We start from the raw sequence: 25,453 nt of genomic DNA, 5'->3' as shown, positions 1-25,453 counted from the left end.
GTTTATCGGGAATACATACTAAAATTTTAGGAGGGTTAAACATTGAAGAAATTCAGCCTTGTCACGATGGCGGTTTTCACGTCGGCGGCTCTGGCTTTGGCCGGATGCAGCAGCTCAAGCTCTACAGCCCCTTCCGGCTCAGACGCGGCTTCCTCCGGCTCTTCATCCGGCAGCAGCTCATCCAGTACGGCTCCGGACACGTCCAAAGCGGTCGTGTTGAACATGTATTTGCTGGGGGCGCCGGGCAAGGGCTACGACGCCATGCTGCAGAAGTTCAACGAGGAATTGAAGAAAAGAATCAATGCCACGGTCAAAGTGACTTGGATCGGCTGGGCCGACTACAAACAAAAATATCCGCTCGTATTGTCTTCCGGCGAGCCGATTGATCTCATCTATACGGCCAATTGGCTGAACTACTCGACCGAAGCGCAGAAAGGCGCGTTCATGCCGTTGACCGACCTGCTCAAGAAATACGCGCCGAAGAGCTATGCCGAGGAGCCGAAAAAGGCTTTGGATGAAGCCTCGATCAACGGCAAATTGTACGCCCTGCCCTCCAACTATACGTACTACGACAATGAAGGCTATATCATGCGCGGCGACCTCATGCAGAAGTACAATATTGGACCCATTACCTCTATCGACGATTATGGAAAATATTTGGATACGATCAAGCAGCATGAACCGAGCTTCGATCCGACCGGATATTACAACACCGCCAACGTGGGGCTGGACGGTCAATTTCTGACGCAAAACAATGAGAAAGGCATAGACAGCAATCTTCCGCTGGCCTACACGGTCAATGATCCCCATCCCAAGTTGGTCAATTATTTGGACGAACCGCGCTGGGCGGATTATTTCAAACAAATGAAAGACTGGGCCGACAAAGGCTACTGGTCGAAGTCCGTCCTGTCCAACAAGGACGATTCCATGTTCGACAACGGCAAGGCGGCCTCGAAAATTTGGAACGTCGACCATTTCAATTCGGACTATATCAACCATCCGGAATGGAAGGTACAGTTCTATCCCGGCGAGAAATATTCGCGTCTGACCTCCTATACCCAGGATGCCATGGCGATCCCGGCCTCCGCCAAAAATCCGGAGCGCGCCGCGATGATGATCGAGCTGGTTCGCCAGAATGAGGATTTGTACGATTTATTGACGTACGGCATTAAAGGCACGGACTTCGAGATCGAATCCGACGGAACCTTGAAGGCGCTCAATCCGGAAAATTTCGAGCCGGACGGCTACGGCGCGTGGGGCTTCAGGGAGGACCGGTTCCGCAAAGACCTGGCCGGCTCCTCGCCCGACCTGCAGAAAGTCCGGGATAACTTGAAATCGCTCTACATCCCGGATACTTTGCACGATTTCACGCTGAACCTGGACCCGATCAAAAACCAGTATGCCGCCGTATCGAACGTCATGCAGCAGTATGAAATCCCGCTGCGCCTGGGACTGGTGGATCCGGTCAGCGGTCTGAAGACCCTCCAGGATAAGCTTAAAGCGGCCGGTATTGATCAAATTCAGACTGAAGTGCAGAAGCAAATCGACGCTTTCTTAAGCAGCCCGCATTAAGTGCGATTGTTAAGCCGCGGTAAGACGGTTACGGAAATCGGCTCCTTGGGCGGGGCCGATTTCTTTTCCTTCACCGGAGAGCGCGGCGTTTTTCAATCGCGCTTCTCCCTTTGCGCTCGGACAATATGCTTTATTTGCGATTCCGTGAAGCAGGGCAAATAATTTGACAAGATCGGATAGCTCAACCGGCTTCTCCCTCATCGACGAGCCAGCAGCGCCTCTGCAATGATACAGATGACGCGGCCCCTGCGCCTCCCTCTGGTCAATCCTTTCGGCGTGCGATATGAAGAACTGCTCCCCAATGGCGGCGAACCGACTTGTCCGGACGGCTGCTCAGGCGGGCCCGGATTTCGCCAAAAAGCTTGGCGCGCTTCCATTCCTCCATCAGAATGTGCCCGGAGAAGGTTTCAAGAAGCTGAATGTACTCGTCTACATGATAAATACGTTCCCAATCGAAATGACGGATGTGAACAACCTCAAACAGGCCGCTTTCCTCGATCTCATCTCTTTGCTCGCGAAGCTCTCCCGGCCGCGGCCAGTCGTTGTTTTCTACCGGTTTCCCTTCGCCAATGTCCGCGTAAACAGATTGAATTTCACGAAAGAAAGGGTCCCCGCCGTCTGCAAAAACGTGAGTCGCGTTCCAAAATGCCAGGTGTCCGCCGGGCCGAAGAACCTGCCACGCCTTTTTGTACCGGACTTCGGGATCCACCCAATTCCAGGCGGTTGCGGCGAATACCAGATCAAACCCGTTCTCCGCCTCCGGCTGCCAATCCTCGAAGCTCCCGTTTACGATGTCGACGTCCATCCCCGCAAGGTTTTGCCGGGCAGCCGCAGCGAGCTCCGCGCCAAGCTCTACGCATGTGATCTTAAAGCCCCGCCTGGCTAACGGGAGCGTAGCCTTTCCGGTCGCACAGCCCACTTCCAGCAAACGGTCACCGGGCTTCAAACGGGTCACCTGAATAATATCATCGAACAATTCTTCCGGGTATTCCGGACGCGCCTGCTGATAAATCGCCGCGGCTTGATTAAAGGACTCGCGCAGCTTGTGTTGTTCATTCTTCGGGTTCATAATACCTCCACTTTGAGTATTCCGACACCATATATTCTTTAACTCAGGATCCGCCCGTTTGTTCCGCGGAAAACAGAATAAGCGATGAATCAAAATCCATCGCCGTGCGCTTATGCTTGCTTTTTCTAATCATTGATTCCCTTTCCGTTCAGAATATGCGGCAAGTATTTTTCAATCCTCGACTCCCGGGTTTTGGACTGTTTGGGCGCGGAAAAATGAAGAATATACGCTCTTTGCCGGCCCGGCGTCAACGCTTCGAAAGCCGTTTTCAAGTCCGGGATTTCAACGAATTTATTTTGCAGCTCTTCGGGAATGACGAATTCCGTGTTCTTCTTAAAGTCGACTTGTAAGCCGGCCTTTTCAACTTCAATGGCTTCATAAATATAACTTTTCAAGATCAGCTGCATCTCATCGATTTGTTCAACGTTAGTGAACCGAATTTGGCGCGCCGCCTGTACATTTTCCGTTTGCTGGATTAGAATGCCGTGGGGATCTTTTAACAAAGCGCCTTTGTGAAACAGAAGCGCACAGTATTCCTTAAATCCGTGGATCAAAACAATGTTTTTGCCCTGAAACGTGTAACAGGGATGCATCCACTTAAAATCCTCGGTCAGGTCGCAGTCCAGAACGATATCTCTCAGCATCTCAAATTCTGCCTTCCACTGTTTAGCCTTTCTGAAAAAGGGGTCAATCTTCGAATTCCTTTCGCCTTGTGTCATCAAGGAACACCTCTATTCATTATTTACGGATTTTGCGGCCAAGTACCAGTATTGCCGCTTCGCGGATGGTCAAATACTCGAATACCGCTTAACCGCCCCATGTAAGCCGAACCGCTCGAATCGAACGAGCCCGGCAAGCTGGAGAGCGAGCACGATTTCGACCTGCTGCGCAAAAGCGGCAACGCCCGCTCCCAGATGTATCGCTAATGTCGAACAGAATGGACAGCCGTTCGTTTTACCGCTCTTTAAAGTTTGCGGCTCTTCGGACGCAGCGTCCACGAGGCGATATTGAGTGCAGCATAGAAAAGCGGAAGGATAAAATTAAAACCGTAATCGCCATAATCGTTTGCAAACGCATGGGATAAGGCCGCACCGGTCATTAAAAAGAAGATACCCGCATACGCCCATTCCTTAAGCCGGGGAAAACCGGGCACGACGATCGCCAGGACTCCAAGCAATATCCAGCTACCGAGGATGTTCATGATATATAACGGGAAACCAATATGGGTGACTAACTCGACATTCCCCCCCAATCGCATCAGCTGCCCGATACCGCTTAATGTGATAGACACGGCCAGTAAGATGGTGACCGTCCAGTAAGCAATTCGTTTTCCTCGAGGATGGATAGTTACTGCCGCGGTTCTTTCCGTACCCGTGATCGCACTCATCAATATTCCCTCCTAATGACCTATTTTCCTGCTCCAAACTTTCCGATCAATCCGTTCTAATTGGACACCATATGGTGACAGTTTAATTATAGGACACCATTAGGTGTCATGTCAATCCTGATTTTGATCTCGCAGAATAAGACTGCAAGCCATTTTGAGTGTTAAAAAAGCCCCGGCTAATGCCGAAGCTTTTAGATCAACGAAGTATTTTGGATTACCTGTTTGTGTCTATCCATGCATCATCGCCCCCGCAAACCACTCCACACGATCGTAGTCGTCAAACCGCACAGGTTTCTGGATTTACGGATATAGCGGAGAAGGGACCCCCTCGATTTTTTCGGAAATTAACGTGTAGAATTCAGGTACCTGCGGGTTTGCGGAGCTTGGGATTTCTTCACCAGCTGCAATTCCAATGTCAATATTTTTGAGCAATTCAAAAAGGAATGAACAGGATCCCTGCCCACTCCTTTTTCATTTCCCAAAAGTTCATGCAGATTACAACGAAACGCCCAGCAGACCGCGTGTTAATTGGAAATCAACGTTCCCCTGCCGGAAAAGGCGCGGTGTATACGTATGCTCAATGATTTCCTTACTGCGCTCGAGGATTTGCTTCGTCCAGGCGTTCGGATCTCCGGAGAGCGGCAAATCCAAGTCGTTGTGATAGCTTTGCAGCATAGCCGGCTTCGATGTCATTTGCAGCATAGGAACGAACGGATGCGTCTGCATCGGATGATTCCCCGCCAAGGCGATCATGAGCTCTACCCCCGTGGCTGCCAGACCCGTAACCGTCTCCACCCAATGTTCGGTCGGGTTCTCCATGATGTGGAAGCCGTTCTTGCGGGCATGCTCGCCATAAGCAATAGACGGCCGGATATTGGATGTGGTGAACATATTTTTGTCGTAAGCCGCCGCGGAAAACAGACCGCTGTTCTCGGGAACAACCACCAGGCCGCCTGCGCCGACAATCATTTTGGTCAGCTTCGCCAGCTGTTCCGCTTCATTGTCGGAGACGAGACCGTCGGTTACGATGCCGATGCGCAGTCCCTCCAAACCGGCCGTCGCCTTCTCCGATTCTCCGGCTGCCGCCAATTGACCGGCAAACCATGCTTCTACCTTCTGCGTCACCTTCGTGATTCCGCCGTCAAGCTGAATGCTGGCAAAACCGAGACGGCTGGCGTCGACCCCCATCTCTTCCATCTGATGGCGCATGTAGTCGTTGTGCGTTTTCTCGCAGCCATGCTCCAGCAGCAGACAATGCTTCACCATCGGATGGGTGATATAGCCGATCATCGTTCGGGCATACAGCTGCTCGGATTGCCCCGCCGAATTCCCGCAGCCTTCCGTATGAGCCAAAGCCACAAAGCGCGAGAGCTCGGGCTGCCCGGTACCTTGTTTGTTCAGTCGCTGCGCAATCATATTGGCTACCTGTCCGGCGCAGAGACTGGTCGGCAGGATCAAGCCGATGTTGTCGCTGGACAAGCGGTCTTGATGACGGTTAAAAAGGAACCGGATCGGGCTGCCCGCCGCTTCGGCATCCTCCCGAATTTCGATCGGCTCTCCCGTCGGCACCGGGGTATGGAGCAATGTCTCCAGCTGGCTCGCATCGTTTTGCCGCCAGTTCCGCCAGATTTGCACCTGCGCATGGCCCGCCTTCTCGCCGACACTGCGCTGACCGGATGCAATGCGAATGGTCAAGTCGAAAACTTCTTTGCCGAGCTCGTCCATAGAAGTGCCTTCCAAATACTGACCCGCATTGACATCCATATCATTGGACAGCAATTGGAAGCGGCGCGTCGTCGTGACCACCTTGACCGTCGGCACATAAGGGAAATTGGTGATCGAGCCGTTGCCCGTTGTAAAGAAAATCAGGTTGCAGCCCGCGGCGATCTGTCCGGCGATGCTCTCGAGGTCATTACCGGGGCTATCCATGAAATAGAATCCGCTCTCCTTCATGAGCTCCCCGTACTCGGTGGCATAATCGAGCCGAGTGCCCGGATCCTTCTTGCGGGCGGCACCGATCGATTTGAGATAAATGTTATACAGGCCGCGATATTTGTTGCCGCCGGAAGGATTTCCTTCCGCGCTGGAACCGTGCCAAGACGCCCGTTCCTTGAAGCGCTGCACAAGCTCCAGAAATTTGCGGGCGGTTTCCACGTTACGAACCTTCGACAGGACATAAGGCTCCGCGCCGATTAATTCATCGGTTTCAGCCAGGCTGGCGGAGCCGCCGTAGCGCACCAATTCTTCGGAAATCCAGCCCAGCAGCGGGTTCGCGGAAATACCGGAAAAAGCGTCCGAGCCGCCGCACTGCAGTCCGATCTTCAGGTGGCTGATCGATTCGGGTGTCCGCTGCATCGCATTTACCGCAGGCAGCCACTCTCGCACAATCGCTTCGCCTTTGGCCAGATTATCTTCAAAGCCGCCTTGGAGCGACATAAACTTGTGCAGAACCTCGTCGATCGGGTAGTTATGTTCGCGCAAATACGCTTCCACCATCGCATTGGTTACCGGTTCAATGCCGTAATCGACAACGAGAACCGCACCCACGTTGGGATTCACGATAAATCCGGCGAGCGTCCGCAGCAGCAGCTCCAGGTTATTCGGTTTTTCCGTCCCGCCCTCCGTATGCGCCACAGGCTGAATTCCATCGATGTTAGGGTAGTTACCCAGTTCACCTTGCATACGGGCGGCAAGCTGCTTCACATAGCTGCCCGTGCGGGAGGTGGTGCCGAGCAGAACCACGTGGTTACGGGTTCCGACACCTCGCGCTTCACTGCGGCGATACCCCATGAAAGTGCGGGTTTCCGCGTAAGCGGGCGATGCAGTGGCGGGCTGAAAGCCGGCCTCGTCCAGAACATACGGATACAGCTGATCCGCAAAATTGGGCTCCGCCGGCAGCGCAAATTTCAGTTTGCGCACACTCAGCGCATCCCGTACAGCATCGTTAATGACATAGTGGCCCGGCTGAATCGATTGCAGAGCCACACCGAAGGGCAATCCCCAGGACAGCAGCTCTTCGCCGGGAGCGATCGGCTTCACCGCAAAACGATGGCCTTCCATCACCGTATAATCCAAGGTCAAGGCTTGGCCTTCATAATGAATGACGGTGCCGGCGTCCAGCTGGCGAGTCGCGACGGCGCAGTTATCCCCGGTTAAAGGAAGTCTGGCCGCTTCGTCAAATTGGTAAACTGCGTTCATCGATTTCTGGCTCCTTTGTACAAATTCGCATGGTTAAAAATAAGCGCTCTAAAGCGCTTACAACCGCTTGATGATATCGGTTTAATTGATCCTTGCTAGTTCAGATTATATACCAACTGCACGCAACTAGGATACGGGTAACTGAAATAATGGTGCGTTTAACCTATTGTAAAAGCAAGCCCGGATCCACTCTCTGGACTTCGCTCCAAATTAGCCTTTTCTTTGCAGCACTTCATAGTCTTCATCGTTTATTTGAGCGGCGATAAACTCGTTTTCGGATTTTCCTGGCAGTGAATAAATCTTTGTACCAGCAGGCAAAAAGTTCGTAAATGTCTGGTTCAGGTTAAACGAAGCTGTCTCTTCATCACTTGATTGATCTATGGAGCCCAACCGTCGCGCCGCTTTTTTGACCCGCTCGTTCGTATCGACATACTCGGTTCCTTTCCATACTACAAAACCGTAAGCCCAGCTAGCCGAGCCGGTTACCGGCTGCTTGGGATGATGTTCTTTATTCGAGCACCCCGAACTAAAAATGAGCACGAAGCACACCATAGCCGTCCATTTCCTCATCCATCCACCTCCATTGCCCTGCATTGTTTGCCGGATCGATATTTTAACGTAAGAAACTGATTACAATCGCAGCAATACCCATAAGGATTATTATTGCAAAGAAAAAGTAACCGAACACTTTTAATGGACGTGGCATTGTATTGAAATCGATTTTTTTCATTGGGCCTCCGCCCTCGATGTTTTGAATAGGGCGAAAATTTTCATCGACATAAGGTTCGTTATGGTATAAATTGTCCTGATCAGGTTGTGTTTCATGAAGATTGTTCTTACTCAATCCAAGAACCTCCTTCAATTGAATACTCTGGAACTATGTCCGCCCGATCGCCAACCAAGCGCTTGCTTACCGGTCCATAATATCCTTCCACAATTGATCCCTTTCCGCCCGGTTTCCCTGGTAAATATCCAAATAATCAAAGACGGCAAAAGAAAAGTCAACAAAGGCGCGGCCTTTCGCCGTCATAACATGTCCGTCCCGAACCGTGCGCCGGTCCACATAATTGTCGCGCGGAAACGGGTCCGGCACGCCTAATTTGCCGACGCTTTCAACGGAGCACGAGGTCGTGAATTTCCGCCGGTCCAGAATGCCCGCTCTCCCCAAATATTGCGGACCGTTGCAAACGGCGGCAAGCATTTTTTCTTCCCGGTCCAGCTTTAAGATCAGCTCCGTCAGCTCCTGTTTCTGATCCCGGATCGGACCGCCGGGAATGATCAGGCCTTCGACCCCGTTCAACGCCAGCGCTTCCTTTACGGTCAGATGCGGCTTGTAGCACAGGCCGGACTCACTGACTACAGCTTCATGACCGTATCCTGCGGTCAATACGTCTTTTTGGGCGACATTCCTGATTTTATGAAACGCCAGCGTGATCTCGAAATCGGCAAACTCATCCGATATAAAACAAAGAATGCTCCCCATGTTCTCACCTCTTGATCGATTTATCTAGCAATCCTTAAGCGGTATGGTAAATTCTACATAAAAAGGATGGCTTTTTTCATTCAAGCAGAGCTCGATTCTTTGCTTGAGATTCCCCCAATTGACCATCTCCAGTGCGGTTTCGATTGGAAAAAAGCCTACTGCCAACGACTCCGGGGATGTCGTTAATTCACCTCCGACCGGTCTGCCCAAAAATAAAGTGTTGCAAATACTGCTGCCGACATTTTGAAAAATACCGCAAAACTTGGTCACTTCGATATCGATCCCGCTCTCTTCCTTCGTTTCCCTTATCGCCGCCGCTTTCGGTGATTCCCCTTCTTCAACCTGCCCTCCCGGCATTTCCCACCCACGTTTCGGTCCTTTGATCAATAATATTTCGTTCCGCTCATTCACGACAACTGCCGCCGCAGATACGATATGTTTCGGAGCCACTTCATCGTCCTCCCTTTTAGAAATGAACAAGTCAGATTCAGATTATCATTCGTTTCCTATTATTGTAAACCACTCGAAGATTGTGCGCAGCCTCAATCCATGTCTCATTTATAATCCACGTGCAACTATTTTTGGAAACAAACGTCTGATTTGGTGGAAAACAATAGGAGTGAATGCGAATTGGAACCAAAGGAAAAACCTATTACTTTACTGCGAAAAAAAGGAATACATTTATTTGTGGCCGGTTCCTTGCTAGGCGGACTAATGATGGCTTCCGTAAGTCCCGTGACCGCCTTTGCCGCTGAGCCACCTTCAGCGAATGCCGCAGTTTCCGGAGGAACCGCGGTAAATCCAGGGCTAGTGGAGACGATGAAGCCCCTCTGGTCCGTTATTACGGACGACGATCGGGAGCAGGGGACAGCATGGCAGCACAGGACCGCTTTGTATATGGATAAAGGTATCGTGGCTACGATTACAAGCGGTCAGCTGGTCGCTTTACAGGTCCGTTCGGGGAAACGGCTTTGGAAGTTCGGCGGCAATTTGGTTTCCTATGTGTACAGCGATTCGTACGGCTTCTATGTCATTACCAAAGGCGGTCTGCTGACAGCCGTTTCGCCAACGGGAAAAAAGCGGTGGTCCGCAGCGATCGGAACGTTCAACTCCGGAGATAAAATCATCTATCTCGGTAATTTCATCGGGGTTGTGCAAGGCTCGACCATTCGTGCCTTCCGGATATCGAACGGCGAACTGAAATGGACGATGAAAGACGCCGGATCGCCACTGCTCGATTATCAAATGATTAACGGCGAATTAGTAGGCGATCAGAACGGAGACGGTGCATTTGCCACGACCGATGTGGTTGCTTTCGACTGGGTGACCGGAAAATTCTTATGGAAGACGCCGGGCCATGAACTGCCGGAGTTTATCGGTAATCAGCCCTACTTGTATAGCCGTAAGATTGACATCCCGTTCAACCTGGATGCGGAGGAACGCACCGTTACCCTAGACGGAATTGGCTCGACCGGGAAAATTGAAGATACTCGTATCTTTAAGCATCAAGTGGCCGAACCGGGCACACAAGCCGGAAATTTTTATCCTCGAGTGGTATGGCACGATAATTGGCTTTATATTTTTTGGGGTGACGTGATCGAAGGATACGATCTCCTCTCTGGCGGATGGGATTCACCGGTCAAGCGTTTTCCGCAGCCGGCGGACACCGAACCGACCGGAATCGTCGCATATGACGGTTTTCAAATGAGGAATATCGAAAACGGCGAGCTCTCCATCGTTCGCATGAACAGCGGGCAGCATGTGACCTGGCCTTCGTCCGGAAAAACCTTCCTAGAAGCTGAATCCCTGGGGCGCGGTTTGTACGAACGGTATGTTGGCGGCCTTCTGCGAGCCGTAGACCAGCGCAACGGGAAGGTGATTTTCCAAGCGAATACAGGCACGCAGCCTTTTGCAGGACCGGTTCTGCGTGTTGGCTCCTATATTGTTGTTCAAAAGGAAGGCACGCTTCAAAGCTATTTGCTGCCCGAGCAGCTGCAATGAACAGTCAAACATAGAAAGCCCTTAAGATATCAACTGCGGAGCCATGGACTTCAGCCGTTACGATTTCCCGTACCGTCGTTACTTTGTTGTTACTCTTCTGTTACTCATTTGTAACGAATTCCGCCCGCTTCCCGGGTAAGATGAGCAAGTAAGTCACAACGTCTCTTCTCCCAATTACAACGAAGAAGAGGATATAGCACGTATGGTAAACGATCAAATCGGCTTGGAAAACGTAAGAAGCTCGCCCTGTTTGCCGGCCGTAATCCAATCAAAATGCCGTACGCACGCACAAACACACGATTACCGCAGCCTATTTGCGCCGCCTTCGTCAATAAAGGTGAATCGCAATAGAATGGGCGGGAACGATTCCGACACTATAGGGAGGAAGATAAAATGAACTATTTTACTGCTGTGAAAAAAACGGCGATTGCCGCGGTGACCGCGGGAACGATCGCTCTGTCCGCTGCCGGAGCCGTCCCATCTTACGCGGCAGCCGGTACCGCTGCTCCAGTTGACGCGCATATGATGGCGTTCCAAACGCTGATGAGCTTCTACAAACCGGCTCTCCAGGGTCAGTTCCCGAATTTCTACGGCTTTACAGTCGGCTCGACCTCGCATGAGACGGTCATCAAGACAATTGGCGAGGCGGAGTCCCCGGCCAAGGATGCCGACGACTTTGACGTTTATCATGCAGAGATGGGCCATCCTGGCTACGCTATAAACTACAAATTGGATAAAATAAGGGAAATGCGCTACTTCGGCACCAACGTCGAGCGCCAGACTAACATTGGCGGCATATCCCTCCGCATGCTGATCCAGCATTGGGGCGCTCCGAACCAGTCGGTCTTAATAAAGTCGGGCAAAACCATACAAAAGAAAATCACCTACGTCCGCGGCAAGTTCCAGCTGGAATTCATCTTCAACGGCACGAACGGAACGGGGCTGGACCATATCAACCTTACGAAAAAAACGATCAAGTAATTCCACCGCCGCCGCTTTCAGCCTTTTTTCAAGCTGCCAAAGTATCTTCAAGCCGCCTGGGGTGTTAAACAGCGATACGGCAAGTGAGTTACCTTGAAATAAGGTAGTTAAATAAACGTGTCAATGCGGCGAGTGCTTTCCCAATATAACGGGAGAAGGCTCGCCTGATTGCCGTTTACTGCCGTAAAATTGCAGTACCGCTTCACTAAAAAAATGAGAGCCCCCTAAACATCAAAGTGGGGACTCACAGCAAGTGCTTTACACTCTATAGTAATCGCCTTTCCAATCTTTAATCGCTTTTTTAATATCATTTGGGCTTAAATTTTCCGAGACGGCTTTTTTGCAAAGCTCAGCGAATTCGGCATCGCTCGCAAAACGCAGGGCAAGAATTTGATGAAGTGTAAGCCTGGAGTCCAACGTTTGTCCCGTTAACACATAATGGCGAAAATTTTCCTCCGCTCTTATTGCTCTGTCCTGGGCCTTCAATGGATAGCTTCTAATCACAAAGCTAAGCGTAATGAGATACACAAAAGTAAGCAGCATAATAACAACGGGAAGACTAAATCCCTCCTTGACTGCATAAACGATGTTGGTTACGAACAGAGCCAGCGATACGACAGGTAAAACGTAATGAAACGGCGGGTGAAGTCTGCGATGATTAGCGTAATTTTGTTTAGTCATCATAATCCCCCTTATATTTTGGTGTTCCAATTTGATTTTTCATTCATTTAATTGAGGCGATAAAAATATATAAAAAATCAGTTGGGGAAACATGCTTCTTTATTGAGAATCCTGACTCATGGAGTGCTTGTTCCATATCTTTTGAAGATATACGAATTTTCATAGGCGGACCCATCGGGCTTTCTTTGGGCTCCCATTCACAGATAACTAAATGTGCATTTGGTTTCATTACACGTTTTATTTCATTTAAACTCATGGATATAGGTTTAACTGCATGCAGCACCAATGAAGCAATGACAATATCTATTGAATGATCTTTAAACGGCATGTCGGTCATCGAGGCTTCAACTAACTCAATATTAGGTATGCTTTGCTCCTCTATTTTAGACTTTAGAGCAGCTAACATTTCAGGTTCTAAATCCAAAGCATAAACAGTGCCTTCCGTCATTTGCGCAGCCGGGATCGAAAAATAACCGGTTCCAGCTCCAATATCCAGAATACGGTCGCCTTTTTGAATGGGGAGCATTTCTAACAATTGTTCAGGGGAAAGGAGTTTCTTTCTTTCAGGACTTTCCAGAACCTCTTTATTTTTCGGGTCAAAACGATGTTGTTGCATTCCACACCTCCAAGGTTTTCATTAACCAATTAAACCCAAGACGATCTTACCATAATCTTTGTATTGCCGCACGGAAGCCCGTTCGAAGTCGAACTCGTATCCGTAATGAACATGTCCAATTAAATTTTGTTATCCTCTCTCACCGCATGAGACCTATAAAATCCGCCTGCACTTTCACCGCCACGAAAAAAAGCCGCTAATCGCTTGGCGGCTTCGTTTCTGCAGCGCTCTGTCGTTCCTATCGAATCCACATATTTGCCGATCTGCGTCAGATCCAGTCCGATGAATTCGGCTTCCGACCAGCACGTATTGCAGGCGCAAAAGTCAAGATTAAAATTATACGGTCCACCCAAGGAAGGGCGGACCGTATGAACGTTTATATAATACGTTTGGTGCCGATGTACTTCGATCCCCAATAACTGTTGGTCAGCGAATCGATATGTATACCGCGTGACGAAGTAGCAGAAATGAATAAGTTGTCGCCGATATAGATGCCTACATGCATAATCGAACCAATCGAGAAGAACACGAGATCCCCGGGCTTTTTCGCATCGGTAACCCGGTTCCCCGAGGAATTAAACATTTGGTGGGAGGTACGGGGTAAATCCACGCCCTGCTGCCGGAACAGGTAATTCACGAATCCGGAGCAGTCGAAACCGGAAGGCGACATGCCGCCCCACACATAAGGAACGCCGAGCAGCGATTTTGCTTTCTCAATCACGATCGACGACAAAAGGGGAGTTTGCGCCTTCGCCACCGAAGCTTTTAAAGCCGGTACATGATCTTTGCCATCCTCACTGATGATCGCGATATTGGAATTGTTGTCCCACTGCATCTTGTACCCAAAGCTTTCCGAAATGAATCGAACCGGTATGAACATACGGCTATCCTTCAATTGTGCCGGCGAGTCCATCGAAACGTGCTTGCCATTCACCGTGGCTTGTTTTGAGCCCGTTTTCATCTTAATGGTACGGTCGTTGCTTTGAAGCGTTATCTGTACCTCCGAACCGTCTTTGGTCCAGTCCACTTTATACTCCATTCGCTCGGCTATGGGCCGAATGGGCACCTGCACGTACCCGTTTCCGTCAACGAACGGCGCAGATTCCGAGAACGCTACAACCGAATCGTTAATTTGAACCTTTACTTCGTTTGCGGAATTGGCATGAGCGGTCGTTGCATGCATTACAGCCCCGGCAGCCCAAACCGCGCAAGATAAAACAGCGGTCTTGAACAATCGATTCAACAGGATTCGCCTCCATTGGCCTCCGAGGTTAGTTGACGGGTTCGGGAAGAGGAATTCCCTAGCCTGTCCGGCTAAAAAGCACCCGGATAAGCATTCACCCCAAAAAATAAGTTCCCCCGTACCGGTCACTCTGTATGACCGGATTCGGCACGTTCATTTACCACGTTAAATCTAGCACGGAATTGCAGCCGGATACAATCCACAAAGAATGTTCAAAATGTCTCTGAAAGGTATTTTTCTAGATTTTATCCAGTAAATGCCGGGGGCGTGAGAATTATCCGTTACCCCTTAAATATACAGAAATACGCTCAACTTCAAGGCAAATGGCGCAATAAGGCTGTATGGCACGTTACTTTTTGATGTCTCGATTGGACGAGACTGAATCCGGATTAATTTTTTTTAAGAATTGCCAATGGCGCTTTTAGCCGTTCGTTGAGGGGTAAAAATGCTGGCGATACCGGCCCCGCTTTGGAAACCAAATGCTTGAGGCTTCGGCATGCGGACCGTATCGGAGTAATAGATTTCCAGAAGGTTTTTGTAAAACTGCGTGAAAATCGGAGGTGTTATGACAACTCGGGTATATTAGGAAATTTGACATCCCCCTTTAATCGCCTCCCTCAACGAATGTTCTATTAGAGTGAGAGCTATTCGTCTGTCACCTAAGATTCAACAAAAAAAGAGGGGTGCAAAAGGATGGCACATACAATTTCACTCCTGGGTTTTTTCGGGGCAACTCTTTTCTTACTCTGGGGGATCGTGAACTTATTTAGAATCAACGGAAAAGCTAAATGGAGTTTTATCCTTTCAGGGGGCTGCATTATTCTCCATCTTATTGGCTTGAATGCCGATCAAGAGGCTTTACAGGATACATTCTCTGCAAAAAAAGAATTGGCGCCTGGTTCAAATCCAACTGCTCTATCAAACACAGCCGCCACGAATATAAAGGCATCAGAAGAAACGGTTTTGAACATAAAGTCCCCGCCGGCAGTACAACCATCCATCGTAAAGAATACAGAAACCACTCTCCCGTTCGATAAATTTGTTTTAAAACCAAAATATGGATATGCTCGGGACAAGTCGTATGTGGAAAAGGGCACCGATGCTGATACCGCCTATTTGGAGTCTTTTGATCATCACGAAACCGGTTCTCCGAATGTCGGAACAATCGATGGAAAAACTCCAACTGGTAATCGTAAACCCGTCACTGTTTCAAAACCATCTTCCTTGTCCAAGATACGGACTCATAAACCTATATCAAAGCAAAAATCGATCTACAAACCTGCACCGAAGAAGCCGAGAACGATTCACAAAGCGGCATCGAAGTCTAGAATTCCAGTGAAATCTTCAAAACCAGGGAAGTTCTAAAGTCGTTGATTATGAAAATTGCGGTCTATACGGCGCTGCTGGATCGGTATAAAGCCCACTTTGTTCTGGACGATATACCTTGATCAACCGTCCCTCCGGCTATTCTGAATTGCCCTGATCAGCAACATCGGTCGCTGCCGTTGCACTTTCCATCATGACACCGCAATTCCATTTCACATCTGGCTTATGATTTCCTGGAAAAAAGCAAAAAGAACGCTGCCCATTGATTCAGCATTGGACAAGTGGTAGTATTGGAGTATAGAAAAGGAAATTTTGGCATACACTAAAAAGAGCCTTCGCCGAGTGCAACGGCAAAGACTCTAAGGACGAAAAGGCTGTGGACACCCACGGCGCGCAAAGTATGAACTAAGCGAGACCCACCGTTAGGGAGTCAACCTAATTACGCGGTGGGTTTTCGCTTGTTTAGCTTCCGTTTTATCCATCGATAGAGCTTCCGAGCACTTAACACAATGCTAAGTACAGTAGCAATCCATTTCAGGATATCAAGTAGCGCCACAAGTGCGACCATGGCGTCACCCCCTTTCGGAAGTGAGCTACGCCGTGGCCGCCCCACCGCATTTAAGTCCTTTATAAGATTATATCATGGAAAGTCTGTCCAAAATCACACTTTTTAGTGACTATTTTTCCGATAATTTGTCCAAGCTAGAGACTGAGGTGATCAGTCATGTTTGGACTAGGGAAACCACGTACTCCCTTTGGAAAGTGGCTAGATAAAAACGGCATCCCCCAAGAATGGATCGCAAAAGAAACGAAGCTGAACCGATTTACAATATACAAATTGGCAAACAAAATCGATCATATGCCCAGCGGACGCACAATGAAGAAAGTCTTAGATGCCCTTCGAAAAATCGACCCGAATATAAAGCAAGACGACTTTTGGAGCATGTAAAGGAACAGTTGGCCAACGAGTTCCTAATTTGATCGAATCTTTGGTGTAATTGCACCCCCAAATCTCTCGTGCTATGCTTTGACTATATTTAAAGAAGGGACATAGATGCGCGAACATCTACGTCCCGGGTACTCAGCTGGCTAAGGGCTGTCAGCTTCGGAACCAGATCATGAAATGACCGTTTATCCTGGCAGGGGCAGTTTATTCAGCTCTTTGTAATAACTGCCGGCAGCTTTTTTGTTAAGGCAGTTGAAGTAAACGTATGATTTCGCCATCTACTACTTCTTCATTTACCCTTTTAAATCCCAAGGATTCATACAACTCTCCAGCAATTAGATTATCGGGTCTATGTCCGATCATCATTCTTTTGCAATTCATTAAGCCCATATGCTCATTTTTTCATGGCTGCCTTTCCGTAGCCTTTACTCTGGTGCTTTTCATCAATCATTAATGCAGGTATCCAGTAGTTCCCGTTCTCGTCGGGTATTTTACAGTAAGCTATAAATCCGACTAAATCAGAATCCCAATATACTGCACGTAGTTCAAAATCATCAACGAATTTAGACTCCGCAATCCAATAAACAACAGGTGCTGGAAAAACATTTAGTTGTTCTGGCTTTACTTTTAGCTTGCTGCACTCATACCGGTTCTGATTAGACACTGGCATTAAATTAATTCCCATACCCATTTCCTCCTTGACTTCACAGAGGAATCAGTACCTCTGTGATTATTGCTGAAATTCCTTCATTACAACCGCCAAAGTTTTCATTTCATAACTGTATTACACAATGTCAGCAGCACTAAGATGCCTGCCAGTTACTTCAATGAATCAGGGAGTATCACGTGGCGCCTGCTCCAGACTTACTATCGTTCAGTTGAGCTTCGAAAGGTGCTCAACATATTCATCCTTGGTAAGTCCAAATAAAATGGAATCATAGTACTTCCCATCGGTGTAAAAGACTTTTCGGCGAACCCCTTCTTGAAAGCAGCCAACTTTTCTAAGTATAGCTATAGAGGCTTCGTTTCCTTCCAGTACGGAATTATTAAACTTATTTAATCTACGTTCAAAAAAAGCATATTTTAAAAGTATATTTACCGACCTCGTGCCATAACCTTTACCTCGTTGGTCTCTGTCGATTTGGATACCAATACTAAACGTACCGTTTCGCTCGTCTATACTGTTTAAATTGATTCCACCGACATTTTCATTTTTTAAATTCTCTATGGTGAACATAATTCGATTCGTTGAGAAATCAGCATATGTTTCTGCAAAAGACCTTGCTTCTGTGATTGTAGGCGGTAATTCTACTGCACACTCCAAGAAACGACGCGCAGGTGTATCAAAACGATTTAAATAGCGACTTTCCCAATCTTCTGGTTGTATTGCACGTAACCTTATTGTATTATCTTGCCAAAAGTAATTGTCGTAATTTATCTCTCGCATAAATGCACCTCCCTGGAATATCCATCCCTTTCTACTGTACCAAATTATCACTCAGATATTGGGTAAAAAACAATTGAAATTAAAGAGTCCTGCAATTTCATTAATCTTCCGGTTCTAGCGGGGCAGACCGCCACACGATCCCGCGGCAGCCTCATCGAGCTCTTATATCCGTTAGGCTAATCGTCAATCCCATAAATGATGTGCAGACTTAAGAAGGAACCGCCGCGGCGATTCCTTCTGCTGTTTTATTCAATTATCGTCTTCGTTCAATCAGAAAGAATCTGTGTATGTAAAAGCTCCAAGTAATTACCGATGCTCGATGTACCCAAGAAGCTCTAGCGCTTTCTCAAGCGCAACGTCCCTTTGTTGGTAGAGATCTTCTCGCTGCATTGACACCTCGAAATGCGGCACTATTCCGATCCCTTCGAATGGGTCACCTTCCCGCGCCAGCCGCTATTCCGACCAGTCGCGCCGCAGCGTGAACAAGTCGCGCAGCGCGTCCGTCGACAGCTCCGTAATCCAGCTTTCCGAGCTCGTGATGACGTCGTCGCTCAGCTGCTGTTTGCTCTCGAGCATCTCATCGATCCGTTCTTCCAACGTGCCGAGCGAGATGAACTTGTGCACCTGCACATCGCGCGTCTGGCCCATCCGGTAGGCGCGATCCGTCGCCTGGTTCTCCACGGCGGGGTTCCACCAGCGGTCGAAATGGAAAACGTGGTTCGCCGCGGTCAGGTTGAGCCCGACGCCGCCGGCCTTGATCGACAGGATAAACACGTTCGGCTGCTCCGCGGCTGGATGCTCCCGGGACTGGAACTGCTCGATCATCCGATCGCGCGCCCTCTTAGACGAGCCGCCGTGCAGGTACAGGACTGGCTCGCCAAGCTCCCGGCCGAGCACCCGCTGCAGCATTTCGCCCATACCGATGTACTGCGTAAAAATCAGACACCGCTCCCCCTCATCGCGCAGCTCCTTCACGAGGTCGAGCAACCGTTCGAGCTTGGCGGAGCGGCCGATGAGCATCGCCGATTCAGCGGCTTCCTCGTGTTCATTCTCTGGTACCGGAACGGCCTCCTTCGTCAGCAGCACGGGATGGTCGCACAGCTGCTTCAGCCGCGTCAGCGCGGAGAGTATCGCGCCTTTTCGCTGAATGCCTTCCAGCTTCTTGACCTCGTCCATCAGTTCCTTCACGGTCTGCTCGTAGAGCGCGCTCTGCTCGCCGGTGAGATGGATGTACGTCTTCATCTCGTTCTTCTCCGGCAGGTCCAGCATAATGTTCGGGTCCTTCTTCTTGCGCCGGAGCATGAACGGCTTCACGAACCGCTGCAGCTCCTGCGTCCGCTTCTCGTCGCGTTCGCGCTCGATCGCTTGGCCGAACCGCTCGGCGAAGGCGCGGGCGGTGCCGAGATAGCCCGGATTGGTAAAATCGTAGATTGACCACAGCTCCGCGAGCCGGTTCTCGATCGGCGTGCCCGTCAGCGCAATGCGGTGCCGAGCGGGAAAGCTCTTGACCGCCATGGCCTGCTTCGTGCCGGCGTTCTTGATGTTCTGCGCCTCGTCGAGGCAGATTGCCGACCACGTATAGCCGACGAGCAGCTCCTGGTCCAGCGTTGACGTCGCGTACGAGGTCAGCACGAGGTCGACCTCCGCCGTTTCCGAGTAGAACTCGTCGCCGCCCAGCCGCTTGCTGCCGTAATGGAGCAGGATGCGTAGCGAAGGCGCGAAGCGGCGCAACTCCTTCTGCCAGTTGCCGAGCACCGAGGTCGGGCAGATCAGCAGGGCGGCACGGCGTCCTCCGTTCGCGGACGCTTCCTCGGCGACGTGCAGCAGGTACGTGATGAACTGAATCGTCTTGCCGAGGCCCATGTCGTCGGCCAGGACGGCGCCGAGCCCGAACCTTCGCAGAAACACGAGCCAGGAGAAGCCGCCCTGCTGGTAACTGCGCAGCTCCGCGTGCAGCGTCGGCGGCACGGGGACCAACGGCCAGTCCGTCTGCTGAGTCAGCTGCGACATGACGGTCGTCAGGTGGGCGTTTAGCTCGACGTCCATCTCCAGTTCGCCTTTGTTCTCGACGTCCTCCTCGCCACCGCTTTCGCCATCCTTTACTGTGGCCGCCGGCATGAAGAAGCCGCGGTTGCGGCGCAGATGCAACTGCAGCACGTCTTTGAAGGACAAGCCTCGCCGCGGATCGACGCCCGCCATCGCCTTGCGGATCTGCGCGAGCAGGGCTGGATCAAGCGGCACCCATTGGCCGCGAAACTGCACGAGCCGCTCACCGCGGGCGACCAGCTCCCGGAACTCCGCCTCGCTGAGGTCGGCGTCGCCGATGGACACGCGCCAGTCGAATTCGATCAGCGCGTCGAGGCCGAAGAAGGACCGGCTGCCGCCCGCGCGCTCCCCTTCGCCTTCGCCGGGGCGCACCTTCGCGCGCAGGCGCGGTTTCTTGCGGCTCGCCTCCTCCCACCAGGCGGGCAACAGCACCTGCCAGCCTGCGGCCAGGAGGCACTGGCTGTCCGCGGTCAGGAACCGCCAAGCTTCGTCGTCCGACAGCGGGGCGTTGAGCACGTCCGCGGGGCTGCCGGCCAACCGGTCCGCCGGCAGGCTCGCGCGCAGATGAGCGAGCCAGGCCGCGGAGCGCTCATACACGTGCGGCGTCCACCCGGAGGGCCACGTTCCGGAGGCTTCGCCGTCCGCGGCCATCCGAACCGGCGCGAGCTTCGCCGGTTCGAGCTTGTCCTGCAGCAGGAGCACGAGGCGCCAGCCGCCGGCTTCGGCGTCCTCCGGCTCCAGCAGCTGCAGGAGCGGCCGGAACGGCAACGTGTCGGCCTTCCAGCCGGTGGCGACGAGCCAGCCGCGCTCGTCGAGGCCCGCGGCCGCAGCGGCGCGATCGCGCGCGAACAGCAGCGGGAAGTCGCGGCGAAGGTCGCCGGCGGCTTCCTCCGTGCTGTAATGGCGCTGAAACACCGCCGCGGAGAAGGCGGCGCCGAGGCCGGCTAGGAAGGCGGCGTCCGCCGCTTCCGCGTCCTGGGTTTCTTCGTCCCAATCGCCGTCCTCGTCCTCCGGCGTGCCGTCGGCCGGTCTGTCAACATCAGTTGAAAATTCCCCAAAACAATCACTCGAAAATTCCCCAAATTCATCGGTCGGCTTCTGCGTCTCCTGACGGTTCAGGACGGAAGAAGCCGGCCTTTTTCTTCTCCCTGATGCGGTAGCTTTCGCCCTTAATGTTGACGGTACTGGAGTGGTGGAGGAGGCGATCGAGGATCGCCGTAGCCAGCACGGAATCACCGAAGATGTCGCCCCAGGCACCGAATGTTTTGTTAGATGTAAGCAGGATCGAGCCGCGCTCATATCGCTCCGAGACAATCTGGAAGAAGAAGTGAGCTGCTGTTTCGTCCATCTTGCGGTACCCAATCTCATCGACGATGAGCAGGTCGGGCTTGATGAACATCTTGATCTTCTGCTTAATCGTGTTCGTCAAATGAGCAGATTGCAGCGTCTGTACCAGGTCATGCGCCGTAATGAAATAGACGGTGTACCGCCGCTTGATCGCCTCGAGCCCAAGTGCCACAGCCAAGTGTGTCTTTCCCACACCCGGGGGACCAAGGAAGATGAGATTCTCCTGGTGCTCCACAAAGCGGAGTGTAGACAGATCCCGGATTCGGCGCTCGTCAACAGACGGCTGGAAGGCAAAGTCGAACTGGTCCAGCGTCTTACGAAACGGCAGGTGGGCAAGGCGCGTTCGCGTTTGAATGAACCGGTCATGCTTGAATAGTAATTCTTCGGCCAGAAGCTTGTCCAAAAACTCCAGATACGGTATATTCGCTTTAGACGCTTCTTCGGCGTGCTGATGGATGATTTCCGGTATGCGGACCCACCCAAAGTGGCGGATCGCCGCCTCCAATCTCTCTTGCAGAATCATTGGAACACCGCCTCTTCCATGAGCGATTCGTAGACCGAAAGCGAGCGTTCCAACACTTCTGGTGCTGCTTGTGGGACATAACGAGGCGTGGGCTCTCCAACCGGACGACTCGATGTACTGCGAATGCCCTCGAAGTGTTTTTTATTGCTGACGATTTGATGCCGCCCCATGGATTTCGGATGCTCGGCGACGAGTTCTCCGCCGCAGTAGAAACGAAGCGTGCCGTTTTTCTCATCCTCGATTTCCACCACAGAGCCGACGTACTGAAACGGTACGGTATACCGATTCGCTTCGAATGAGACGTAGCAGTCGCTCGAAACCTTGCGCTGATGCCGCTCGGCGTAGGCGAAGCGGACCTCGGTGACCGGGCTGAGCGTCTCTTCTTTCCACATCTCCCAAGGCACTCGGAAGGTTGTACCGTGCAGCCGCCGGTTGGCGATGGCATCCATCCAGTGACGCGCCTGTGTATTGAGATCCTGCAGTCCGGTGAAGGTGCTTATGCGCGGCCAGAAGTTCTTGCGTACATAGCCGACGCCGTTTTCCACTTTCCCTTTGGTGCGTGCCCGGTACGGTTTGCAACGGCGCAGCGTGAAGCCGTAATGCCCGGCAAACCGGGCGAACTGCTCATTCCAGATGGTTTCGCCGCTTTCGTCCTGCCCGGTGACGACGGTCTTCATATTGTCGTACAGACAGGTTCGGGTCACGCCGCCGAAGAACTCGAACGCTCTCGAATGACAACCCATGAGCGTGTCCAGCCGACTGTCCTCCGTAAACTCCACATACAACGCCCGCGAGTAGCCCAGCACCATGATGAAGGCATACAGCCTTTTCAGCCGGCCGTCTTGCTCAATTTTGAATTCGCCCCAGTCCACCTGCGCCTGCTCACCGGGCTGCGTTTCGAACCGCTCGGTCGCTTTCGACAGGACGGCCGGCCTCAGGGGCTGCATGAAGAGACGAAGCATGGTACTGCCGCCGGTATAGCCTTTCGCCCGAATTTCGTCCAGGATGACCATGGCATTCAGGCAGCCTTCCGCCATACGGCGCTTTATGTAATCTTTGTAGGGGTCCAATTTCCCCGCTGTCGGCTTACGTTTTGGGTAGCCCCCCGGCTCGCCTGCCTGCAGCCACTTCCGAATCGTCTTGCGATCCTTCCCCAGTTCATCTGCGATTTGTGTGATGCTCATGCCTCTTTCCCTCATATCCTTCATCTTGTAAAACTCCCCGTTCTTGACCAATCTCGACTCTCTCCCTCCGGAGAGTATGTCGGCGGTGGGTGGGGAATTTTCAAGCGATGATATTGGGGATTTTACTACCGATTCTCACAGGTCCGCCGTACAGGCCGCCCGCGAGCGCGCGCAGCGCCCGGCGCGACTTCGAGTCGAGCGCAACCGCGTCCCATGTCCACCGCAGCTTGCCGGCCTTGTAAGCCTCGAAGCTCGGGACGAATTTCCGCTCCGCTATGCCGCGCTCCAGAGTCGGCGCGAGCGAGGCGATCCGCGCGGCGTCGCCTTCGAGCCGCCAGGACATGTGCATCGGCAGCAACTCGGGGTTGGCGAAGAACGGCAGGACCATCTCCGCCGGCAGCACGACGAGTTCCAGCTCGTCCCGTAGCTTCTCGATCTCGAGCTCCGTGCCATAGAAAGACGGCTCGTGCCGCGCGAACAGCCGCTGCTTGACGAGCAGCCCCGGCGCGTAGCCGGACGCGCTCGCGCCGAAGATCAGCGCGTCGCCCTGTTCGGTCAGGCTCGCTTGAATCGTAAGCGTATCGGCGTATGCGTTCATGACAGCAGTCCTCCTTTGCGCAGTTCTTCCTGCAGCGCCCGCAGCCGGTTGTTCCGGCTCGCGAACGCGGCGATGAACTGCTCCCATCGCTCGCCCTTCTTCAGCCGCGCGTACAGCTTAGCGAGCCGCTTCAGCAGCTTCGCCGCCGCCTTGTAGCCGTCGCGGTTCTTCTGCAGCACGTACCGTTCCACCGCCTGATGGTAGAATGGCAGCAGCAGCTCCGGCGCCTCCTTCTCGACCGGCTTCAGCGCGGTCACACGGAACGACAGCGGGTCCTGGCCCATGCACATCTGCAGGTCGATCCACCGGTCCCACCGGCCATGCGCCGCCAGCGCGTCCTCGTAGACGGCTCGCGAGAACGGCAGCATCTCCTGGAGCGTGCGCCACATCGCCGGCTCCGCCTCCGGCATCTGCGCTACGACCACGGCCCAATAGTCGCCATAGGGCGCCAGGTCCTCGACGCGGAAGCCGACGAGAAGCGGTCCGGTCTCCGTGAGCCAGTCGCGCAGCCGTGCCCATTGCTCCGCGCGCTCGAGGACGCCGAGCAGCGACCCGAGATGCTCCGGCTTCAGCATCAGTTTGCTTCCGTCCCGGGTGAGCAGCACCCGCGCTTCCGCGTCGCGCGCCAGGTAGAGCAGAAGCAGACACTGCGCGAGCGTCCACGGCAGACGCGACAAGGACGGGCCAAGCTCCGCTTCCGCCGCCTGCAGCCGGCGCTGCTCCTTCTCGTAGAGCGCGGCGCTTCCAGCCGATCCTGGGCCGAGCCAGTGCAGCCACAGCGAAGAATAGAGCGTCGCGAAGCAGCCGAGCGTCTTATCCTCGGTCAGCATGCGCTCCCGGAGAAAATCCGCCGTCTCCATCAGCCGGTCCCAGTACGCGGAGCTGTCGTCCGTCAGCGCGAGCTTGTCCTCGAGCAGGCTCCGCGCCTGGCCGCGCAGCCCGTCCAGCGCGAGCCTCGTATGGTAGCCCATGAACAGGCCCGATTTACGCCAGTCCGCCTGAGCCGGCTTGACCATCTGTTCCAGCACGAACAGCAGAGTATGGAGCGTAAACAACTGCTCCAGAGCCCAGGGAAGCACGGACCGCATTGCCTGCAGGTCGGCGAGCAGCTCGACGGCCTCCTGCGCTGTGCGGATGTGCAGGTGCACCGGTCCGCGGCGCTCCTGGAACCGCTCGTGCCACTTTGCCACGGGGAGCTCGGTCAGCTCCGCCTCCGTCAAGGTCGGCCAGACGCGCCGGGGGGACGCCGGCATGGCGCCGTTGCCAAACCGGGACGGCACTTTCGCGGCTGCTCCTTCTGTGCCCGCGCGGGCACCACCGCGGCCGCCTTCCGGTGCCTCGTCCGGCTTGCCGCCGGCGGCGCTCTTCAATGTGCTGCGCGCGTTGGCGAGCGCATGGATCGGCCGGCCGCACAGCTCCGCGTAGAGCATCAGCGTTGCGGCCATGTGCGTACAGGCGCGGTTCGCGGAGCAGGCGCATTCGCTCGCCGCGAGGTCGTCCAAATCGACGGCGAGGTCGTACATCCGGTTATCCTTGACGCGCGCGTCCACATGCACGCCGTCGTCGCGGAGCGCCAGTTCCTCGACCCGTCCCTGTTTATAATATTGAAACCCTCGTATAATCGTCAGTTCGTCGAAGCGCGCGGCGACGCCCTCCAGTAGCCGCCGCCACGCGCCGTCATCCAGCATGTAGTCCATACCCATAATCCGTTGACTCCCTGTTACGTCGTCATGTATCTTAAAACCTCGCTCTCTATTATACCAGCTATTCCGCACGCGGGACCCGAACATCCCTGCGCGCTATTA

At 52.7% G+C, this 25,453-nt stretch carries 21 protein-coding genes, 1 pseudogene and 1 riboswitch; of the genes and pseudogenes, 4 read left to right on the top strand and 18 right to left on the bottom strand.

Features of this window, described 5'->3' with window-relative positions:
* The first annotated feature begins 42 nt into the window (after positions 1-42).
* A complete protein-coding gene (locus tag PD282_RS02345) occupies positions 43-1,572 on the top strand; it encodes an ABC transporter substrate-binding protein (RefSeq protein WP_274648788.1) in 1,530 nt (509 codons plus the stop codon).
* A 262-nt stretch (positions 1,573-1,834) separates the two neighbouring features.
* Here the strand turns inward: PD282_RS02345 and PD282_RS02340 are convergent, their stop codons facing one another.
* From PD282_RS02340 to PD282_RS02305, 8 genes are all read right to left on the bottom strand, one after another.
* A complete protein-coding gene (locus PD282_RS02340; protein WP_274648787.1) occupies positions 1,835-2,734 on the bottom strand; it encodes a class I SAM-dependent methyltransferase in 900 nt (299 codons plus the stop codon).
* 32 nt (positions 2,735-2,766) lie between these two features.
* The gene (locus PD282_RS02335) at positions 2,767-3,360 is read right to left on the bottom strand and encodes a YdeI/OmpD-associated family protein (protein WP_274648786.1); all 594 of its coding nucleotides are present in this window, start codon (positions 3,358-3,360) and stop codon (positions 2,767-2,769) included.
* Between the two features lie 245 nt (positions 3,361-3,605).
* The gene (locus PD282_RS02330; RefSeq protein ID WP_274648785.1) at positions 3,606-4,028 is read right to left on the bottom strand and encodes a DoxX family protein; all 423 of its coding nucleotides are present in this window, start codon (positions 4,026-4,028) and stop codon (positions 3,606-3,608) included.
* 495 nt (positions 4,029-4,523) lie between these two features.
* Positions 4,524-7,226 (bottom strand): UxaA family hydrolase, encoded by a 2,703-nt coding sequence (locus PD282_RS02325; RefSeq protein WP_274648784.1) that lies wholly within the window; start codon positions 7,224-7,226, stop codon positions 4,524-4,526.
* Positions 7,227-7,436: 210 nt separating this feature from the next.
* Positions 7,437-7,796, bottom strand: a complete 360-nt coding sequence (locus tag PD282_RS02320) for a hypothetical protein (RefSeq protein ID WP_274648783.1) — start codon at positions 7,794-7,796, stop codon at positions 7,437-7,439.
* 43 nt (positions 7,797-7,839) lie between these two features.
* On the bottom strand, positions 7,840-8,070 hold the full coding sequence (locus PD282_RS02315) for a hypothetical protein (protein ID WP_274648782.1): 231 nt from the start codon (positions 8,068-8,070) through the stop codon (positions 7,840-7,842).
* 66 nt (positions 8,071-8,136) lie between these two features.
* Positions 8,137-8,709, bottom strand: coding sequence for a DJ-1/PfpI family protein (locus tag PD282_RS02310; RefSeq protein ID WP_274648781.1), 573 nt, complete (start codon positions 8,707-8,709; stop codon positions 8,137-8,139).
* Positions 8,710-8,733: 24 nt separating this feature from the next.
* A complete protein-coding gene (locus PD282_RS02305) occupies positions 8,734-9,159 on the bottom strand; it encodes an NUDIX hydrolase (RefSeq protein ID WP_274648780.1) in 426 nt (141 codons plus the stop codon).
* Between the two features lie 180 nt (positions 9,160-9,339).
* On the opposite strand from PD282_RS02305, the gene PD282_RS02300 reads away from it, so the two are divergent.
* Positions 9,340-10,710: an outer membrane protein assembly factor BamB family protein gene (locus PD282_RS02300; protein ID WP_274648779.1), complete on the top strand. Its 1,371-nt coding sequence runs from the start codon at positions 9,340-9,342 to the stop codon at positions 10,708-10,710.
* A gap of 393 nt (positions 10,711-11,103) precedes the next feature.
* Positions 11,104-11,691 carry a YjgB family protein gene (locus PD282_RS02295; RefSeq protein WP_274648778.1) on the top strand — a complete coding sequence of 196 codons (588 nt, stop codon included), beginning with the start codon at positions 11,104-11,106 and terminating at the stop codon, positions 11,689-11,691.
* 258 nt (positions 11,692-11,949) lie between these two features.
* Here the strand turns inward: PD282_RS02295 and PD282_RS02290 are convergent, their stop codons facing one another.
* The 3 genes from PD282_RS02290 to PD282_RS02280 all read right to left on the bottom strand — a co-directional run bounded on the left by PD282_RS02290 (position 11,950) and on the right by PD282_RS02280 (position 14,231).
* The gene (locus PD282_RS02290; RefSeq protein ID WP_274648777.1) at positions 11,950-12,372 is read right to left on the bottom strand and encodes a DUF6526 family protein; all 423 of its coding nucleotides are present in this window, start codon (positions 12,370-12,372) and stop codon (positions 11,950-11,952) included.
* Between the two features lie 43 nt (positions 12,373-12,415).
* Positions 12,416-12,988, bottom strand: a complete 573-nt coding sequence (locus PD282_RS02285; RefSeq protein WP_274648776.1) for a class I SAM-dependent methyltransferase — start codon at positions 12,986-12,988, stop codon at positions 12,416-12,418.
* 376 nt (positions 12,989-13,364) lie between these two features.
* Positions 13,365-14,231 (bottom strand): C40 family peptidase, encoded by an 867-nt coding sequence (locus tag PD282_RS02280; RefSeq protein WP_274648775.1) that lies wholly within the window; start codon positions 14,229-14,231, stop codon positions 13,365-13,367.
* 2 nt (positions 14,232-14,233) lie between these two features.
* Positions 14,234-14,391, bottom strand: a riboswitch (cyclic di-AMP (ydaO/yuaA leader).
* Between the two features lie 533 nt (positions 14,392-14,924).
* Here PD282_RS02280 and PD282_RS02275 point away from each other — a divergent pair.
* A complete protein-coding gene (locus PD282_RS02275; protein WP_274648774.1) occupies positions 14,925-15,596 on the top strand; it encodes a hypothetical protein in 672 nt (223 codons plus the stop codon).
* Positions 15,597-16,897: 1,301 nt separating this feature from the next.
* On the opposite strand, the gene PD282_RS02270 is transcribed toward PD282_RS02275, so the two are convergent.
* The 7 genes and pseudogenes from PD282_RS02270 to PD282_RS02240 all read right to left on the bottom strand — a co-directional run bounded on the left by PD282_RS02270 (position 16,898) and on the right by PD282_RS02240 (position 25,351).
* Positions 16,898-17,188, bottom strand: a complete 291-nt coding sequence (locus tag PD282_RS02270) for a GNAT family N-acetyltransferase (protein WP_274648773.1) — start codon at positions 17,186-17,188, stop codon at positions 16,898-16,900.
* A gap of 189 nt (positions 17,189-17,377) precedes the next feature.
* The gene (locus tag PD282_RS02265) at positions 17,378-17,950 is read right to left on the bottom strand and encodes a GNAT family N-acetyltransferase (protein WP_274648772.1); all 573 of its coding nucleotides are present in this window, start codon (positions 17,948-17,950) and stop codon (positions 17,378-17,380) included.
* A gap of 453 nt (positions 17,951-18,403) precedes the next feature.
* Positions 18,404-20,992: pseudogene (locus PD282_RS02260) on the bottom strand (DEAD/DEAH box helicase); the annotation flags it as partial.
* Positions 20,993-21,080: 88 nt separating this feature from the next.
* Entirely contained in the window at positions 21,081-21,866 is a 786-nt protein-coding gene (gene istB, locus PD282_RS02255; protein ID WP_274648771.1) for an IS21-like element helper ATPase IstB, read from the bottom strand.
* Positions 21,863-23,065 carry an IS21 family transposase gene (istA, locus tag PD282_RS02250; protein WP_274654975.1) on the bottom strand — a complete coding sequence of 401 codons (1,203 nt, stop codon included), beginning with the start codon at positions 23,063-23,065 and terminating at the stop codon, positions 21,863-21,865. The genes istB and istA overlap by 4 nt, the downstream gene beginning before the upstream one ends.
* Positions 23,066-23,150: 85 nt before the next feature.
* Complete coding sequence (locus PD282_RS02245; RefSeq protein ID WP_274648770.1) at positions 23,151-23,648, bottom strand: hypothetical protein; 498 nt, start codon at positions 23,646-23,648, stop codon at positions 23,151-23,153.
* On the bottom strand, positions 23,645-25,351 hold the full coding sequence (locus tag PD282_RS02240; RefSeq protein WP_274648769.1) for a hypothetical protein: 1,707 nt from the start codon (positions 25,349-25,351) through the stop codon (positions 23,645-23,647). The genes PD282_RS02245 and PD282_RS02240 overlap by 4 nt, the downstream gene beginning before the upstream one ends.
* Positions 25,352-25,453: the final 102 nt, after the last annotated feature.

Source organism: Paenibacillus humicola (assembly GCF_028826105.1).
GTDB classification, from domain to species: domain Bacteria; phylum Bacillota; class Bacilli; order Paenibacillales; family Paenibacillaceae; genus Paenibacillus_Z; species Paenibacillus_Z humicola.
The sequence above is the reverse complement of the archived record's forward strand: the minus strand, read 5'-3'. Positions and strand labels throughout refer to the sequence as shown.

Coding starts and splice junctions, on each gene's coding strand:
- PD282_RS02270 (WP_274648773.1), bottom strand. CDS start 17,188: ATGGGAATTAATTTAATGCCAGTGTCTAATCAGAACCGGTATGAGTGC.
- istB (WP_274648771.1), bottom strand. CDS start 21,866: ATGATTCTGCAAGAGAGATTGGAGGCGGCGATCCGCCACTTTGGGTGG.
- PD282_RS02325 (WP_274648784.1), bottom strand. CDS start 7,226: ATGAACGCAGTTTACCAATTTGACGAAGCGGCCAGACTTCCTTTAACC.
- PD282_RS02265 (WP_274648772.1), bottom strand. CDS start 17,950: ATGCGAGAGATAAATTACGACAATTACTTTTGGCAAGATAATACAATA.
- PD282_RS02330 (WP_274648785.1), bottom strand. CDS start 4,028: ATGAGTGCGATCACGGGTACGGAAAGAACCGCGGCAGTAACTATCCAT.
- PD282_RS02295 (WP_274648778.1), top strand. CDS start 11,104: ATGAACTATTTTACTGCTGTGAAAAAAACGGCGATTGCCGCGGTGACC.
- istA (WP_274654975.1), bottom strand. CDS start 23,065: ATGAGGGAAAGAGGCATGAGCATCACACAAATCGCAGATGAACTGGGG.
- PD282_RS02245 (WP_274648770.1), bottom strand. CDS start 23,648: ATGAACGCATACGCCGATACGCTTACGATTCAAGCGAGCCTGACCGAA.
- PD282_RS02240 (WP_274648769.1), bottom strand. CDS start 25,351: ATGGGTATGGACTACATGCTGGATGACGGCGCGTGGCGGCGGCTACTG.
- PD282_RS02290 (WP_274648777.1), bottom strand. CDS start 12,372: ATGACTAAACAAAATTACGCTAATCATCGCAGACTTCACCCGCCGTTT.
- PD282_RS02310 (WP_274648781.1), bottom strand. CDS start 8,709: ATGGGGAGCATTCTTTGTTTTATATCGGATGAGTTTGCCGATTTCGAG.
- PD282_RS02320 (WP_274648783.1), bottom strand. CDS start 7,796: ATGAGGAAATGGACGGCTATGGTGTGCTTCGTGCTCATTTTTAGTTCG.
- PD282_RS02285 (WP_274648776.1), bottom strand. CDS start 12,988: ATGCAACAACATCGTTTTGACCCGAAAAATAAAGAGGTTCTGGAAAGT.
- PD282_RS02335 (WP_274648786.1), bottom strand. CDS start 3,360: ATGACACAAGGCGAAAGGAATTCGAAGATTGACCCCTTTTTCAGAAAG.
- PD282_RS02275 (WP_274648774.1), top strand. CDS start 14,925: ATGGCACATACAATTTCACTCCTGGGTTTTTTCGGGGCAACTCTTTTC.